This is a genomic window from Oceanobacillus sp. AG, from assembly GCF_009746545.1.
Lineage (GTDB): Bacteria > Bacillota > Bacilli > Bacillales > Amphibacillaceae > Oceanobacillus > Oceanobacillus indicireducens.
The window spans coordinates 31439-49044 of record NZ_WOWT01000022.1 but is presented as its reverse complement, the minus strand read 5'-3'; the positions used below and the strand labels follow the sequence as shown (position 1 = coordinate 49044).

Genomic DNA, 17606 nt, shown 5'->3' with positions numbered 1-17606 from the left:
TTATTTTGAAAAAATATTACACGCTCAGGTACCAGCCAACTGAGACAACTGCTCTGACCCCGTGTCCCGATCGGGACATGGGGTGATCGGGACATGGGGTCAGAGCAGTTGTCCCAATCTGTTCATTATCTATTCATATTTGGGTTGTAGGGTTAGTGATATGAATAAGGTTGGAGGAATGAGGATGAATCTTGCTTGGAAAGAGATGAAGAAGAATAAGGTGAGATTTTTAATATTGGGTTCGATCGTTTTTCTTGTTAGTTTCCTAACGTTTATCATATCGGGGCTTGCGAATGGGTTGTCTCAGGATAATGCGGCTTTGATTAAAGATTTGCCGGATGGTCAGTTTTACATGAGTGAGGATGCGGAAGAGACGTATAATTTATCAAGGATTGATCTGGATACACAAGAAGAATTATTAGAAAAAGAGGAACAAGCTACAGCGTTGTCGATTCAGCTGGGATTTCTAAATGATGGAGACAACAAACAGCAAAGTGTCGCCTTTGTTACGTCAGCAGGTTCGGAAAATTTCCCTCAAGTAGGAAATGGGGAAGTCATCTTGGACCGCTCGCTGGAAGAGAAGGGCATTAAAGTTGGAGATACATTGACGAACAATCAATTTAGTGGTGAGTTTATTGTAAAAGGGTTTGTTGATCAAGAGAAATTCAGCCACGCGCCTGTTGCATTTATCCATACGGAAAACTATCAAGAAATGTACCGGGTAGAGGAGATGCAACTTGTCTTCATACCGAACGGGGAAACTACCGAATCGGTTAGCGGGCTACAAGCTTTTACAAAAGATGAATTTTTAAATACGATTCCAAGCTTCAACGCAGAACAGCTGTCATTAAATATGATTGTCTGGTTTCTAGTTGTTATTAGCGGTATGTTGTTTGGCATTTTCTTTTATATGATGAACGTGCAAAAGATTGGCCTGTACGGCATTTTAAAAGCAATAGGTTACAAGACTAGTAGTCTATTCAAAATGATGTGGACGCAAATGATATTCATTACATTACTCGCTCTAGGAATATCCATTGCACTTAGTCAGGTTTTCAATCAGATCGCTCCGGACGGGATGCCCTTTAGCTTACCTGTCGGAACAACATTGCAGTTGTCCATTGTATTCCTCGTGATTGGATTCATCGGTTCGACCTTATCAGGCATCCAGATAAAAAAGGTCAATCCTTTACAGGCAATTCAGCAAGGAGAGATGTAACATGTCCATACTAACAATGGAAGAAGTGAGAAAGACATTTACAAACGGAGAAATAGAAGAAGAGATATTGAAAGGAATTAATCTCTCGCTTCAGAAAGGGGAAGTTACGGCACTGGTCGGAGCATCCGGTTCCGGTAAAAGCACCCTGCTCACGATAGCTGCAGGTCTACAAGACGTATCAGTCGGTCAAATAATTGTGAACGGAGAACGTTTAACCGGAATGAATCAGGAACAAATCCGTAAGATCCGTGCGAGTCAATTTGGTTTTGTTTTTCAATTTGCCCATCTCGTTCCGTTTCTTACCGCAGAAGAACAACTCTTGCTCATGCTTGAGGTTTCCGAGTCGAAATTAACGAAACAGGAACAGAAAATAGAAGTCGATCGGATGTTGACATTGGTTGGAATGAGCCACCGGAAAAATGCATATCCAGCTTCCATGTCAGGCGGGGAGAAGCAGCGGGTTGCCATTGCTCGGGCCATGATTCATAAGCCTAAAATTCTATTCGCCGATGAACCGACCGCAAGCTTGGATTCCAAGCGGTCGCAGGATATTATGGAATTAATCCGCGAACTGACGAAAAGTGAGAAGATCACGACACTGATGGTCACACATGATGAAGAGATACTAAAATTTGTTGACCATGTGGTTAAAATGAGTGATGGGGTCATTTAATGATCTCAATTCACTTACATTTAGTGTCCAACCCAGCCCTTGATATTGCACAGGGCTGTTTTTTTCTGTACAGTTTGGTTAAAGAAAATATTTTCATAGGAGTTAACAAAATGACAACTATTTTAATTGTTGATGATGATAAAAATATCTTGAATCTCGTATCCATCCATCTGTCTGAACAAGGTTATCACGTGTTGAAAGCGCAGGATGGAATTGAAGCATTAGAAATCCTTCATGAAGAAATTTGTCACTTAGCAGTTGTTGACGTGATGATGCCGTTTATGGATGGTTACGAACTGACGAAGGAAATCAGGAGGCAGTACAATATTCCAGTTATCCTGCTCACTGCTAAAAGTCAAATCGATGATAAAGAGCAAGGATTCCAGGCAGGAACAGACGATTATCTTGTGAAGCCGTTTGAGCCAAAGGAATTGGAGTTCCGGATTAAAGCATTGTTGCGCCTTTATTATAATGAACACGATGAATTTACGATTCGAATCGGTGAGACTACGATTAATAAAAGGACGTATGAAGTGAAAGCCGGTGACCGGACCATTCTTTTACCATTAAAAGAGTTTGAACTATTATATTTTCTTATGTCACATCCGAAGCAGGCATTTACCCGCGAGCATCTAATCGAACAAATTTGGGGCTTTGATTATGAGGGGGATGATCGCACTGTAGACGTGCATATTAAGCGGCTCAGGAAACGTTTTTCAACATGGACCGATGATTTCCAAATAAAAACTGTCAGAGGGGTCGGCTATTTACTCGAGGCGAAACGCACATGAGGACGCTTTATGTCAAGCTTGTTGTCATGACGATCGGGATCATGATACTCAGCAGTATTCTAGCTTTCCTATTATCCAATACGTATTACCAGCAAAAATTAAAACCGGAAAACGATGAAAAAATTACAACAATCGCTGAATCGATAACGACATATATTGATGAGAATCCGAACATTGATCTGATCGACTATTTGGAGAGCATTGCAGCTGTCGGTTATCAAATGTATTTGGTTGATGACACTCAGGAAGGGAATTTTTACGGAGCGGAATTCAGGGATAAGAGTCTTTCGAAACAGACAGTGGAACTTGTTTTAAACGGCGAAGTGTACCACGGCATCCTGGAGTTTCCCCAAGAAACATTTGTGACTGGCTTCTTTGCAAATGAATTGAAGAATACAATCGGTGTCCCGATAACACATGGCGGGAAAAATTATGCGCTCTTCCTAAGACCGGATATTAAATTACTCTTCAATGAAATGCATTTTCTATTTGCCTGGTTGCTTGTATTCACGATTCTGTTAAGTATTATTTTAGTAGCCATCAGCACGAAATATCTAGTTAAGCCAATATCCGAGTTAACGGCGGCAACGAAATTGCTTGCAGAAGCTAATTTTAATGTAGAAGTAGGGACAAACCGGAATGATGAGCTTGGAAAACTTTCACAAAGCTTCGTACAAATGGCGAAAAAATTAGAACAAATGGATGATGTGCGGAAGGAATTCATCTCAAATATTTCCCATGATATCCAGTCTCCTCTATCTAATATTAAAGGTTATACGAATTTGCTGGAAAAAGAAGCGATTAGTGAGGAAGAGAGAGCTGAGTATATTTCCATCATTAATGGGGAGATCAAACGGCTGTCCAGTATGACGGATCAGTTATTACTTCTCGCATCATTGGATCGCAGTGATGATTTGGTAAAGCGGAAAACGTTCAATCTCGCAGAGCAGTTGAAAGAGTTGGTGCGGAACCATCAGTGGCAGGTTAATGAAAAAGGAATCATGCTGGCATATACATTACCGGATATTGAATTGAACGGGGACCCATCCTTATTGAATACAGTTTGGGATAATCTGTTATCAAATGCGATTAAATATAATAAGCCGGATGGAAGCATAAACCTATCCATCGAAGGAAAAGATGAAGCGGTCATTATTCGGTTTGAAGATACCGGAATAGGGCTTGGACATCCAGAAATGGAAAGAGTTTTTGACCGTTTTTACCGGGCCGATACATCGCGGACAAGAACAGTTGAGGGAACAGGACTCGGTTTATCGATTGTCTGGACGATAATTAAATTACATGGTGGCTCGATTCACGTTGACAGCAGAGAAGGGGAGGGGACTGTTTTCACCGTTGAGTTACCTAATCGTATATAATTTCTTTCCAATTCATCCTCTATTCATATTGATTCTGTAGATTATAGAGGAAGTTAAAAAACACCTATATGAATTGGAGAGGATGTAATGAATACTAGATATAGTATATTATTGTTGCGATTCGCAGCTGCTTTTGGTGTAGTTGGAGCGATCCTCGGAGCGCATATGGCTGGAGCAGGTTCGTATGCATTTCGACCGGTTCATGCACATATTTTAGTCGTCGGTTGGCTAAGCCTTTTCGCTTGGGCGGTATATTATAAGGTATTCCAGCCGTCTATCTCAGGCTTGGCAAAAGTCCATGTCTTTAGTGCAATTATTGGATCAGTTGGCCTTTCGGTTGGGATGTGGTTATACATGGTCAAGCCGTTTGAATTACCGGAAGCAGTCCTGCTTATTATTTATATTGGTGGTGGCGTTACATTACTGATAAGTTATATTGTGTTTTTCTTTATGACTCTGTTCGATAAAGGGAAAGCTTAAATATGAAAAACAGAAGCGCAATCTTTGAGGAATAAAAGATTCGCACTTCTGTTTTTTTTACTGTCTGTGCTTCAAATTTATACGATATTTATTCCATCACGATCCCAAAATCCCGCAATTCCCTCACAACTCGAGATATTGGCAAGCCAACAACCGTATAATAATCACCGATAATCTGTTTTACAAACATTGCTCCTAAGCTCTGAATGCCGTATGCTCCCGCTTTGTCATAAGGATCTTCCGTCGATATATAAGCGTCGATTTCTTCTTCGCTGAGTGGCCAAAATTCTACTCTCGTTCGTTCGACAAATACCTTTTTCTCTTGTAATGAACGGATCATGACACCGGTATAGACATCATGTACTTGACCACTTAGAGTAGAAATCATTTGCTTTGCTTCATTTTGATTGCGGGGCTTTTCAAAAATCGTTTGCTCATAAGAAACGATGGTATCAGCTGATAGGACTATTGTGCTGGGATGTTGAATCGGGATATTTTCACCTTTCCAAATCGCTAGTTGCTTTACTTTCTCGATTGGATCTGTTGTTGTAATCTGTGATTCATCTATATTTGCGCTTCGAACGGTAAAAGGGATATTCATTTGTTGTAATAATTCTTTTCTTCTTGGCGATGATGAGGCTAATATTAGTTTGTTTGCCACTCTAATTCCTCCTGCACGTGTTGGGGATAGTTTAATTATAAGTGAATGGACACGATTGTCACAATTTATTTGGAGCCTATCAACTGTTTAATTCATCTTACTCAGGTATAATGATGGTTAGAAAAATGTGTGGAGAGGTTATGTAGTAATGAGTAGAATCTTATTTGTTATTATTGTTGTTTCGTTCTTGGATACGTTTATCCAATTGCCGATTATAACGCCATATGCGATGGAGTTAGGAGCATCCCATCTTTTGGCCGGGTCAATTGTTGCTATTTATTCACTGACCAATATGATCGGTAATATTTTCGGTGGGCATTGGATTGATCGTTATGGAAGGAAAAGAATGCTCTTAACAGGGATGTTTTTCGCGGCAATCATCCTTATCTTTTATCCTCTTGCCCAGTCCGGTTGGCAGCTATTCTTTATTCGCTTCTTCCATGGACTTGCTGGTGGGGTGCTGATCCCGGCAGCTTTTGCATATGTTGGTGACATATCGAAGTCGAAAACACGTGGCAGATCGATGGCATTTACTGGTGCAGCTATCGGGATTGCGGCGATTGCAGGTCCAGCAATTGGCGGAGCGATGGCAGCAAGATCGCAAATAGAATATGTATTTATTTTCGTAGCGATTTTATTTTTCATTAGTACGTTTTTAATTTATCAGTTTATTGAGGAGTCCTATGTGTCTACGGAGAAAGGTAAGTTTTCTTTAAGTGAATTTATGCCGCTCCTAAAGCATCCACTAGTTCTCCAAGCATCACTTGCCGCGTTTGCTTTGATGATCAGTAACGGAACATTGGCATTTGCCTTGCCTTTAAAGGTGAGTGATATGGGACTTACCTCTGAAACGACGGGAATGATGTTAAGTACATATGGCATTGTCGCACTTATTGTTTTTCTGACGCCAATCAACCGAATATTTGACCGGATTTCTTCATTAGCCCTTGTTATTACTGGCATCATGATTATCGGCTCTGTGCATATTATGCTGAATATCGTAACGATTTACTCGGTGAACATGCTGCTTATGGTCGTTTACGGAATTGGCTTTGCCTTTGTATTCCCGTCGATGAATAAGATTGTTGCAGAGGCTTCATCTAAAGTGGATCGCGGGAAAGCGTACGGAATCTTTTATGCATTCTTTTCCCTTGGGGCCGTTGCAGGCTCGTTCGTTTCCGGGGCGACAGCGGAGACGTTGGGTCTGCCGTTTTTCTCAAGTGCGATTACGATGATGACGGTTGGAGTGATCTTGATATTTATTGCGAGGAAATATCCTGTTAAAGGGAAGTAATAGTTAAGAGATAAGCAGGCTGCCTTGGTGTAGTTTGCTTTTTTTTGCCGTCAAAAAAAAACATCACACCTGTCATATTCTCATTATTAGCGTATAATAAAAACGATAGACGTAGTAGAAAAAAGATGTTTGTCTGTTTTTCAATGAATAAAGGTGGTATAAACTTGAAACTAAAAAAAGTGCTGCCGATTCTTTTTATGATTATGTTCCTTGTGATGGTTGGCTTTGGGATCATCATTCCAGTGCTCCCGTTTTATGCGGAGGAGTTAGGTGCCTCGCCAACAGAGCTTGGACTATTAATGGCAGTATATTCATTCATGCAATTTTTATTTGCGCCGATGTGGGGAAGAATATCGGACAGGTATGGTAGGAAACCAGTTATTCTTATAGGGATATTTGGTTTATCTCTATCCTTTTTCCTCATGGCATTATCTACACAAGTATGGATGCTGTTTGCCGCCCGGGTTATCGGTGGAGCGTTATCAGCAGCAAACATGCCGACTGTGATGGCGTATGTTGCAGACATCACAACGGAAGAAGACCGCAGTAAAGGAATGGGGATAATTGGTGCAGCGACAGGACTAGGATTTATTTTCGGTCCAGCGATTGGCGGAGTATTCACGAATATCAACCTGCACGCACCATTTTACATAGCAGGAACATTATCATTCCTGACACTCCTTTTCGTGATGTTTTTCTTGAAAGAGTCCTTGCATTATTCCGAAGCTGGAAAAGCTGGTAGAGACAAGAAACAGCCTTTCCGTAAAGCAATTGCAGGACCGTTTGCGTTGCTCTACTTCTTGCAATTTTTCATTACATTATCGCTTGCTGGGCTGGAGGCAACATTCGCGTATTTCGCAGCGGCTAAAGCAGGGCTTGATGCGGTGAAACTTGGTTATATCTTTATGATAATGGGACTTGCAAGTGCAGCTGTTCAAGGAAATATGGGGAAACTGACGAAAAAATTTGGCGAAGTGCGGATTATCCAATCGGGGATTATCATCTCGGCTATCGGGTTTGCACTGATTTTATTCACACAGAACTTTATCACTGCAGCTATTTTCCTTGCGATATTCGGAGTGGGGAATGGTGTGATTCGCCCAAGTATTTCGTCTCTCTTAACGAAAAAGTCACGTGCGGGTTATGGTAGGACGACAGGTTATCTATCTTCCTTCGATTCCCTTGGAAGAATTATTGGTCCGGTACTCGGCGGAGTTCTATATTCAATTGCGATTGAACTGCCATATATTTCAGGAATTATTTTATCTATCGCAGCATTCTCCCTTGTTAAAGGAGCAGCTCGCGGTCGAATGAGTACTTAATTTATTGGTGCAAACACTAAAAAAAGGAGTCGGAGTCGTACAATGGCAAAGCAAAAATATTATGTCGTTTGGGAAGGCAGGAAGCCCGGAATTTATACAAGCTGGGCAGAATGCCAGAAACAGACGAAGGGTTATAAACAAGCGAAATTCAAATCTTATATGATTCGTAAAGAAGCGGAAAAAGCGTTTGAAGAAGGCTGGAAGAAGAATTGGGGGAGTGGTGGAAATACGGCTGCTGTATCTAGTAAGAGGTCAACGAGCAATGCTTCTTCAAGCACTTCTACAGAAAAAATAGATTATGACAGTATTTCAGTTGATGTTGGTACTCGTGGGAATCCAGGTCCGATTGAGTATCAAGCAGTAGACACACGGACAGGAGAAGTCGTATTTTCTTATGGCCCGATTAAAAAAGGAACGAATAACTTAGGAGAATTCCTGGCAATTGTACACGCGCTTGCATATCTACAAAAGCAAGGTAGCAATAAGACGATTTATACGGATTCGGTTAATGCGATGAAATGGGTGCGGGAAAAGAAGGTTTCGACAACGCTGAAACGGGATGCATCGACGGAAGAGGTTTGGAATTTGGTTGACCGGGCGCTTCACTGGCTTCATACCCATACGTATGAAAATAAAATTAAGAAATGGGATACGAAGAAGTGGGGCGAGATTAAGGCGGATTATGGGAGGAAATAGAGCGAAATATACCCTTATTAAAAGGGCTAAATTAAATGGAATAGCAGGGCAGTTCAGTTGAAGAAGAATTGAGGAAATAATCTCGATTCTTCTTTTTTGTCTTATACAATTTCCTTAATCAAATAAACTTGAATAAGGGAGAGTAAAATGATAAAGTTCATTCAAGTATATATTTGAATAATAATGAGGTGAGGATATGAGTAAAAAAGATACCTGTGAAATCTTTTATTATGACGAAGAAAAGGTTAACCGAATACAGGGGGATTTACAGACAGTAGATATTTCTGGTGCAGCTAAAATGTTTAAAGCAATTGCCGACGAAAATAGGGCAAAAATCACATATGCATTGTGTCAAGAAGAATTATGTGTGTGTGATATAGCGAATATTATTGGTTCCACAATAGCAAATGCTTCTCATCATTTACGAACACTTTATAAGCAGGGTGTTGTGAAGTATCGAAAAAAAGGAAAACTCTCTTTTTATTCGTTGGATGATGAACATATCAAGCAGTTAATGATGATTGTGTTAGCCCACAGGCAAGAGGTGAAGGTCAATGCCTGAACAGCTAGTTAAACGATCCGAACAAGAAATGAAAGCATATCGTGTTCAAGGATTTTCTTGTGCAAGTTGTGCAGCTACATTTGAAAGTAACGTTAAAGAATTGCCAGGTGTACAGGATGCAAAAGTAAACTTTGGAGCATCCAAGGTTTATGTTAAAGGGGAGACAACAATTGAGGATTTAGAAAAGGCAGGATCCTTTGAGAATTTAAAGGTTCGGAATGATAAAGAGAAAAGAGTGGAGCGCAAACCCTTCTGGAAGCAAAAAGAAAACATAAAGGTATATATTTCAGCGGTTTTACTTGTTATTAGTTGGTTTTTAGTGCAGGAATACGGAGAAGGGCATATGATTCCAACAGTAGGTTACGCATCCTCGATTTTGATTGGTGGTTATTCGCTATTTATTGCAGGTTTTAAAAACCTAAGCAGATTAAATTTCGATATGAAAACATTAATGACGATTGCGGTTATAGGGGCTGCCATCATCGGTGAATGGGGCGAAGGGGCAACCGTTGTCATTCTTTTTGCTATCACGGAAGCATTAGAGCGTTATTCAATGGATACAGCTCGTAAATCGATTGAATCATTGATGGATATTGCACCAAATGAAGCGTTAATTCGCCGTGGAAATGAAGAAATGATGGTAAACGTGGAAAATATCCAAGTGAACGATATTATGATTGTAAAACCTGGTCAAAAATTGGCTATGGATGGAGTGGTTATCAATGGTACTTCTACGTTAAATCAGGCTGCGATTACTGGTGAAAGTGTCCCAGTTATAAAAACAATGAATGATGAAGTATTTGCGGGAACGTTGAATGAAGAGGGGTTACTTGAAGTCAAAGTAACAAAACATGTGGAGGATACCACTTTATCCAAAATTATTCATCTTGTAGAAGAAGCTCAAGCAGAACGAGCACCTGCTCAAGCATTTGTTGATAAATTTGCGAGATATTATACGCCAGCTATTGTTATATTATCTCTACTAGTTGCTGTTGTTCCTCCATTGCTGTTTGGTGGTGTTTGGGCAGAATGGGTTTATCAAGGTTTAGCTGTATTAGTGGTTGGTTGTCCGTGTGCCTTAGTTGTTTCAACCCCTGTTGCCGTCGTTACCGCAATTGGAAATGCTGCGAAGCATGGTGTTTTAATCAAAGGTGGCGTTCATTTAGAAGAATCTGGAGCACTTCAAGCTATCGCCTTTGATAAAACAGGAACATTAACAAAGGGAATACCTTCTGTAACTGACATTGTGACATATGGTGAAAATGAAAGTGAATGGATGACTATAACGGCTGCTATTGAAAAAAATTCCCAACATCCATTAGCTTCAGCGATCGTAAGAAAGGCAAAGGAAAAAAGATTAAATTTTAATAATGTGACGGTGGAAGAATTTCATTCCATTACAGGTAAAGGCGTAAAAGCAAAAGTGAACGATGTCATGTACTATGTCGGAAGTCCAAATCTGTTTGAGGAACTGCATGGAAATATCGAAAGCACGATCAAGGAAAAGATTACTCATATGCAAACAGAAGGGAAAACCGTGATGGTGTCAGGAACAGAAAATAAAATCCTTTCGTTGATTGCTGTTGCCGATGAAATAAGAGAATCGTCCAAAGAAGTTATAGGGAAATTGAACAAGCTAGGAATAGAAACAGTCATGCTGACAGGAGATAACCAAAGGACGGCAACAGCAATCGGAAAACAAGTTGGAGTTTCTGATATTAAAGCTGATTTACTTCCAGAAGATAAGTTAAATTTAATCAAAGAGCTTCGCGGAAAGCATCAAAATGTGGCAATGGTTGGAGATGGTGTAAACGATGCTCCAGCACTTGCGGCATCAACCGTTGGTGTAGCGATGGGGGGAGCTGGAACAGATACAGCATTAGAAACAGCCGATGTTGCTTTAATGTCCGATGATTTAAGCAAATTGCCATATACAGTTAAATTGAGCCGTAGGGCTTTGGCGATTATCAAACAAAACATCACCTTCTCCTTGGCAATTAAGGCTGCTGCTTTATTGTTGGTTGTTCCTGGTTGGTTAACGCTATGGATAGCGATATTTGCAGATATGGGGGCAACATTGCTTGTGACATTAAATAGTTTACGACTATTAAAGGTAAAAGAGTAAATGCATATCACCAGGGAAAATTTCTCTCCTTCGCGTTTTTTAGGAAAGGCAAGACTTAATTGATGTTATCACGTGTTGCGTAAGAGCACTGTATGAAAACAATTTAAATGAATGGCTGGGAGTGTGGTTTATTTCTGCTCTCAACCATTAAGTTTATTCGTAGTTATTATTTATTTTAAGTTTACCCAAAAATAAAGCTTGAATTGCGGATGAAAATAGGCATTAAAAAATCGTCTAGAGGATTTTCATGAGGAAAACACCAATTAGTGGAAAACGATGGAAAGGTTGTCTCTACTTATGGTACTACTGACAAATAAGGTGGCTAAAAAGAAGGAAGAGGTACTTTCTATTTAAAAAGCCTATATAATCAGATGGCGCATTGAGTTAAAAATAACTATCCATTGTCCTCCCGGGCCATTCATTGTATAATGATGTAATAACAGACTTTTATTTATTATCTGACCATTAAATGTTAGTATTTTTCAAATGTTGGTATAGCATGATTTGCTGGTGGCCAATTTAAAGGGGAGAAGCAAATGGAACAACAGACAACAACGAAGAGTCCAGTAAGGAAAAAAGGAAGATGGAAGAAGATATTACTTATTGGACTATTATTGTTACTAATTATTGGGGTTGGAGTGTTCATATATATACATTCATACATAAATAAATCTTTGCCTCATATCGAAGGTACCATTGCGTTACCGCATTTACAAAATGAAGTTACGGTGATCACGGATGAAAATGGGGTACCCCATATAAGTGCGCAAAATGATCATGATTTATATATCGCTCAGGGCTATGTACAAGCGCAATATCGCTTGTTTCAAATGGACTTGTCACGAAGACAAGCATCTGGAACTTTGAGTGAAGTAGTTGGAGAAAGTGCGATTAATAATGATAAATATTTTCGTGCGCTTGGATTGAGACGGGCAGCTGAAAAATCGTATGATACCTATACAGATGAAGGAATTGAAGTGTTAGAGTTATTTGCAGAAGGTGTGAATGCATATATTAACGAGGCAATAGAAGACGATAAATTACCAATTGAGTATACATTGCTTGGTGTAGAGCCAGAGGAATGGTCGACAATAGATTCCCTTACGATCGGGAAATATATGGCATTCGATTTAGGGGGAAATTGGGAACGACAAGCGTTTAACTATTATTTATTGAATCAGTTCAGAGAGGAAAAAGCCTTGGAGTTATTTCCAGTATATCCCAAGAATAAGCCGACAATCATGGAAGATGGTGAAATTGATATAACGGGTATTATAGAACATGCAGTTATTCCACATGATTTTAATGGAAGTAATAACTGGGTAGTAAGTGGTGAAAAAACAGCTTCAGGTCATCCGTTATTAGCGGATGATCCCCATTTAGGTTTGGCGACACCATCGATTTGGTTGCAGATGCATTTAGAATCAGCTGATGTAAATGTGGGTGGAGTTATTTTTGCAGGTGTACCTGGGATCATCCTTGGTCACAATGAAAATATTGCATGGGGAGTAACGAATGCAAATCCCGACGTTCAGCAGCTTTATATAGAAAAGCGGAATCCAGATAACAAAGAAGAATTTGAGTTTGAAGGAAAATGGGAAAAGGCACTTGTTCATGAGGAGCCAATCAAAGTGAAAGACGGTGAAACGATTGATTTCCAAGTGCTTGAAACACGTCATGGACCAATTATTTCTGAGTTTGCAGAAGATAGTGCGAAAGATACCGTTTTCTCTCTACGCTGGACTGCACTTGATGCAACGACAGAGTTAGAGGCCATCCTAGATATCAATCGGGCAGAGGATTGGGAAACATTTGAAAAAGGGTTAGAAAAATTCATTGTTCCAACGCAGAATTTTGTTTTTGCTGGGAAAGATGGAACCATTGCATACAAAGCAAATGGAAAAATACCAATCTATGAAACGAGTGAAGATGCACTTTTACCACTTCCTGGTTGGGAAGCGAAGTACGAGTGGGAAGACTTTATTCCATTTGCTGAATTACCTCGTATCGTAAATCCGGAGAAAGGCTTTATTGCAACTGCAAATAATAAAATTGCTGGTGAAAGTTACCCCTATCATATTTCCAACGTTTGGGCACAGCCATATCGTTATGAGCGAATCACAGAAGTATTAGAGGCAAGGGACGATTTTACTGTAGAAGACATGCAAAACTTGCAGATGGATGCGATGAATTTACGTGCGCGTGAGTTTGTGCCGCTATTTAATGATGTTCTAACAGGTGTAAACCTTGGCGAAGCGGAAAAAGAGGCTTTGGAGTTTCTACAAAATTGGGATTATAAGGATGGTGTTGAGCTACCCCAGCCTTTGATATTCCATTCCTGGTTTGATGAAATCGATGCAATTTTATATGATGAAATTCCCGAATCGATGATGGAATTTTTTAGTGCGAACGGACAGACAACCGATGAGCTATTACGCAAGAGTATCAATGGTGAAAAATCCATTTGGATAGAAGAAAATGGTGGTTTAGAAAAGGTATTGCAAACATCCTTAACTGCAGCAGTTATGAAATTAGCGGATAAATATAGCGAGGATATGGAAGCCTGGCGGTGGGGAGATTATCATAAAGTACAGTTTTATCATCCGTTATCTAACGTACATCCTATACTAGCCTACTTTTTTAACAGAGAAAAGCCAATTCCAGTTGACGGAAGTGCTGTCACGCCAATGGCAGCAGCATATAAGAAGGAAACTGGAGAAGTAGATCATGGCGCTTCCTGGCGCTTTGTCATCGACATGGATCAGCCTGTCGTCGGATATCATATTGTCGCACCAGGGCAAATGGGACATTTTAGAAGTGAATGGTACCATGATCAAATGAATGATTGGGCAGAAGGGAACTTCCACAGGACAAAAATCAAAGATGCCCAAGGGAATGAAATTTTACTTAAACCAAGTACAGAGTAAGCTTTTATAAGGAACTTCAGGGAAATCCTGAAGTTTCCCTATGATAAATGTTGTTGCCTAATTGCCGCTTTCTATTGGAATGGAGAGCGGCTTTTTATCTCGGGAGAATTTGTAATTAAAGGTAACTTGTTTGTTGAAAGAGATGTAGTTTTATGATATTAAAATTAAAAGAAAGGAGAACCCACTTTTTGTAGATTCTCTAATTTTTATGTAAAGCCCTTTATTGAGAAGCTCCTTATTTATAAGTGGCTGGGAGCGCGTTTGGACTCTGCTCCTAACGATTGAGTTTATCCCGTAAAATCACGCATCAACTGACAATTCATAAATAATCCGATATGTCTTTTTATCACCTGCATCAAGCACAATATTACCAAAATCCGGATGATGAACTGCACCAGGTAATGTTTGCGGCTCGAGTGCAACAGCCATATGCGGGGATAAGGCATGCCCATCATTTACGATTTCCTTTGATTCAGTCGCGTTTAGAGAATAGAAAACAAGTCCATTTCGATCTGAGTGGATGCGAATATATCGTCCATTATCCGAATTCCTTAATACGGCAATCTCTGAATCCGTTACCTTATAAGGGTCATCAAAGCCAGATGCTCCAATTTGTTTGACAGACTCTAATTTTTCTAAGAGACTACTTTCCTTGTTAAAGTCATAAGCTGTGCCCGAAATATTTAGTAGTTTACCAGTTGGGATTTGGTTCTTATCAAGCTCCACCGTCTCACGCGCAGGAATGCTTAATAGATGACTTTTGAGTCCAGCTGTTTTATTATCGTTTAAATTAAAATAATTATGGGTAGTCGGATTGAACAAGGTCGCCATTTCGGATTGGTTTTCACCGGTAAACTCAATTTGTAACTGATTTCCGGAAATCCAAGTGTATGAAATGGACGCAGCGAGTTCAGCGGGGAAGCCGTCCATCTCAGGATCAATGGTTTTCGTGAAAACTATGCCATTCTCAAGTTCGGAAACGTCCCACCATAAGCTATGGAATCCATTGTTGCCACCATGTAATGTGTTATTACCTTCATTTTGCGGCAATTGAATATATTCATTATTAAACTGGAAAGCTCCATCTTTAATTCTTCCGCCGACCCTGCCGATTGCTTTACCAAAGAAGTACGTCTGATCTGTTATAAAATCCTCCGGGTCATTGAAGCTAAGTAAAATATTACTAGTCTTGCCGTCTTTATCTGGCATTGTTAGCGACGTTAATGCAGCGCCGACATTAAGACAGGAAAAGGAATAACCATTTCCTTTGTCCACCGTATATTTCATTAAGGGAATGTCTGTCTGAGCGTTTAATTTTTCTTTTGTAATTGTCACCATTATGAGCACCAACTTTCTAGATTGAGTAAACGGTTACAATGCAATTGTATCACTTATACGTATGAAAGTCAATTACCTTTGACTTATACGGACAAGTGATATAAGATGAGGGTAGTTAATAATTCTGTAAGGGGATGAGTCTCGATGTTGGAAAAATTGAAACAAGAAGTCTATGAAGCGAATATGTTACTGCCAAAATATAATCTTGTAACGTTCACATGGGGAAATGTCAGCGGGATTGATCGGGAAAAAAATCTCGTCGTCATTAAGCCGAGCGGTGTGGCCTATAAGGAACTAACATCAGAGCAAATGGTTGTTCTTGATTTGGAAGGGAATATTGTGGAAGGTGATTTAAATCCATCGAGTGATACAGCAACTCATCTTGTATTATATAAACATTTTCCAGAAATCCAAGGAGTCGTTCATACCCACTCGCCATGGGCAGTGACATTTGCGCAAGCCGGCCTTGATGTACCAGCTGCTGGCACGACACATGCGGATACATTTTATGGTCCGGTTCCAGTTACGAGAAAAATGAAGGAATCGGAAGTAGTCCATGATTATGAGAAGCAGACGGGTGACGTAATTGTCGAGACTTTTGAAGAAAGAAAAATTAATCCGTTAGAAGTACCAGCAGTTCTCGTCAACGATCACGGTCCATTTACATGGGGTAAATCAGCAGAGGATGCGGTCCATAATGCAGTTGTTTTAGAAGAGGTATCCAAGATGGCGTATCATACATTGCAATTGAACCCCCATCAGATCGACATGGATTCCTACCTATTAGATAAACATTATTTAAGAAAACATGGAAAAAATGCTTATTATGGACAAAATAAATGATAACTTGAATAAAACGCTGCTGTTTTGAAGAGTGTATCAATTACTTCTTCAAGGCAGCGTTTTTTCTTTGTGATATAATAAATTTGTCATGATATAAAAGGGGATCTAGCCATGGTTAAAAAATATGAACGAATTAAAATAGATATAAGTGAGAAGATCTTATCGGGTACTTATCAGGTGAGTGATAAGTTACCGACGGAATCAGAATTAATGGAAATGTATGAAGTAAGCCGCTTCACGGTGCGCCGGGCAATTGATGAGCTGGAGAAGGATAATTACGTTTACCGGATTCAAGGTGCCGGGATATTTGTAAATGACTGGAAAAGTAAACCGAAGCAGCAAATTCAAAATAAAACGATAGGGCTCATATCAACACATATAACGGATTATATTTTCCCGAATATCATCAGCGGCATCGATAATTATATCTCCGCATACGGTTACTCGATACTTATTGCCGATACTCAGAACAATCCAGAGAAAGAACGGAAAAGTTTAACGAATCTGACAGCCAACCAATTGTCAGGATTTATTATCGAGCCGACAAAGAGTGCGAGAAATAATCTCAATAAAAATATGTACGATAATATAAAAGCGATGGGTATCCCGATGTTATCGATCAACGCGACGTACGATGATCTCGATATTCCGTATTTAGTGATGGATGATGTGAAAACAGGGGAGATGGCGACCAATTACTTAATTTCTAAAGGTCATCAGCAGATTGTAGGAATATTCAAGGTTGATGATAAGCAAGGGGTTGACCGGATGAATGGCTTTATCAAAGCTTATCAGGACCATCCGGAAATCTCGAATATGGGCGATATGATGATGTACCAGACAGAGGAAAAAATAGATAATATCTTCAAAAAGCTGCACACGATGCTGACGCGTTCTAAATATGCTCCAACGGCAATCGTTTGTTACCATGATCAGCTGGCAATTCAAATTATGAATTTCGCAAAAGAGATTGGCTTAAAAATCCCAGAAGATATTTCGATTATTGGCGTGGATGATTACCCGTTTTCCAAATACACGAATCCAAGCTTGACGACGATTCGCCATCCTCAGGAAAAGATGGGATTTGATGCAGGGAAAATGATTATTGATATGATTAATAAACAGGAAGTCCGTTCCAAAGTTTATGAGCCGGAGTTGATCGAACGCGATTCCGTTCTAGAATTAGAGGTAGTTAACGGTTCTCTTCAGGAAAAGAAGGGATAGTAAAGTGAAACTTCATTCAGTGGGGAATTCCTTACCCCCCACTGAATGTTAGTTGAACAGAATCAGGTATTT

15 protein-coding genes are annotated in these 17606 nt (G+C 39.8%); 13 read left to right on the top strand and 2 right to left on the bottom strand.

From position 1 onward, the window contains the following. The first annotated feature begins 184 nt into the window (after positions 1–184). The 5 genes from GN217_RS12550 (at position 185) to GN217_RS12530 (ending at position 4542) form a co-directional block, all read left to right on the top strand. Positions 185–1219, top strand: a complete 1035-nt coding sequence (locus GN217_RS12550) for an ABC transporter permease (protein ID WP_156857020.1) — start codon at positions 185–187, stop codon at positions 1217–1219. Between the two features lies 1 nt (position 1220). Beyond that, positions 1221–1892 (top strand): ABC transporter ATP-binding protein, encoded by a 672-nt coding sequence (locus GN217_RS12545; protein WP_156857019.1) that lies wholly within the window; start codon positions 1221–1223, stop codon positions 1890–1892. A gap of 110 nt (positions 1893–2002) precedes the next feature. Further along, positions 2003–2683 (top strand): response regulator transcription factor, encoded by a 681-nt coding sequence (locus tag GN217_RS12540; protein ID WP_156857018.1) that lies wholly within the window; start codon positions 2003–2005, stop codon positions 2681–2683. Continuing rightward, a complete protein-coding gene (locus tag GN217_RS12535) occupies positions 2680–4062 on the top strand; it encodes a sensor histidine kinase (protein WP_156857017.1) in 1383 nt (460 codons plus the stop codon). Before GN217_RS12540 ends, GN217_RS12535 begins: the two co-directional genes overlap by 4 nt. An 87-nt stretch (positions 4063–4149) precedes the next feature. After that, positions 4150–4542 (top strand): hypothetical protein, encoded by a 393-nt coding sequence (locus GN217_RS12530; RefSeq protein WP_156857016.1) that lies wholly within the window; start codon positions 4150–4152, stop codon positions 4540–4542. An 88-nt stretch (positions 4543–4630) separates the two neighbouring features. Here GN217_RS12530 and GN217_RS12525 read toward each other — a convergent pair whose 3' ends face one another. Continuing rightward, positions 4631–5203, bottom strand: coding sequence for a Maf family protein (locus GN217_RS12525; RefSeq protein WP_156857015.1), 573 nt, complete (start codon positions 5201–5203; stop codon positions 4631–4633). 148 nt (positions 5204–5351) lie between these two features. On the opposite strand from GN217_RS12525, the gene GN217_RS12520 reads away from it, so the two are divergent. The 6 genes from GN217_RS12520 (at position 5352) to GN217_RS12495 (ending at position 14129) form a co-directional block, all read left to right on the top strand. After that, positions 5352–6497 (top strand): MFS transporter, encoded by a 1146-nt coding sequence (locus tag GN217_RS12520; protein WP_156857014.1) that lies wholly within the window; start codon positions 5352–5354, stop codon positions 6495–6497. 164 nt (positions 6498–6661) lie between these two features. Continuing rightward, a complete protein-coding gene (locus tag GN217_RS12515; protein WP_232334428.1) occupies positions 6662–7819 on the top strand; it encodes an MFS transporter in 1158 nt (385 codons plus the stop codon). Between the two features lie 42 nt (positions 7820–7861). After that, a complete protein-coding gene (gene rnhA, locus GN217_RS12510; RefSeq protein WP_156857012.1) occupies positions 7862–8515 on the top strand; it encodes a ribonuclease H in 654 nt (217 codons plus the stop codon). A 196-nt stretch (positions 8516–8711) separates the two neighbouring features. Continuing rightward, positions 8712–9077 carry an ArsR/SmtB family transcription factor gene (locus GN217_RS12505; protein WP_156857011.1) on the top strand — a complete coding sequence of 122 codons (366 nt, stop codon included), beginning with the start codon at positions 8712–8714 and terminating at the stop codon, positions 9075–9077. Next, a complete protein-coding gene (locus GN217_RS12500) occupies positions 9070–11202 on the top strand; it encodes a heavy metal translocating P-type ATPase (protein WP_156857010.1) in 2133 nt (710 codons plus the stop codon). Before GN217_RS12505 ends, GN217_RS12500 begins: the two co-directional genes overlap by 8 nt. Before the next feature lie 536 nt (positions 11203–11738). Continuing rightward, entirely contained in the window at positions 11739–14129 is a 2391-nt protein-coding gene (locus tag GN217_RS12495; RefSeq protein WP_156857009.1) for a penicillin acylase family protein, read from the top strand. A 300-nt stretch (positions 14130–14429) separates the two neighbouring features. Here the strand turns inward: GN217_RS12495 and GN217_RS12490 are convergent, their stop codons facing one another. Beyond that, positions 14430–15467 carry an aldose epimerase family protein gene (locus tag GN217_RS12490; protein WP_077703054.1) on the bottom strand — a complete coding sequence of 346 codons (1038 nt, stop codon included), beginning with the start codon at positions 15465–15467 and terminating at the stop codon, positions 14430–14432. 144 nt (positions 15468–15611) lie between these two features. Between GN217_RS12490 and GN217_RS12485 the strand changes: the two genes are divergently transcribed. Continuing rightward, positions 15612–16310, top strand: coding sequence for an L-ribulose-5-phosphate 4-epimerase (locus tag GN217_RS12485; protein ID WP_077703053.1), 699 nt, complete (start codon positions 15612–15614; stop codon positions 16308–16310). 111 nt (positions 16311–16421) lie between these two features. Then, positions 16422–17534 carry a GntR family transcriptional regulator gene (locus tag GN217_RS12480; protein WP_077703052.1) on the top strand — a complete coding sequence of 371 codons (1113 nt, stop codon included), beginning with the start codon at positions 16422–16424 and terminating at the stop codon, positions 17532–17534. Positions 17535–17606: the final 72 nt, after the last annotated feature.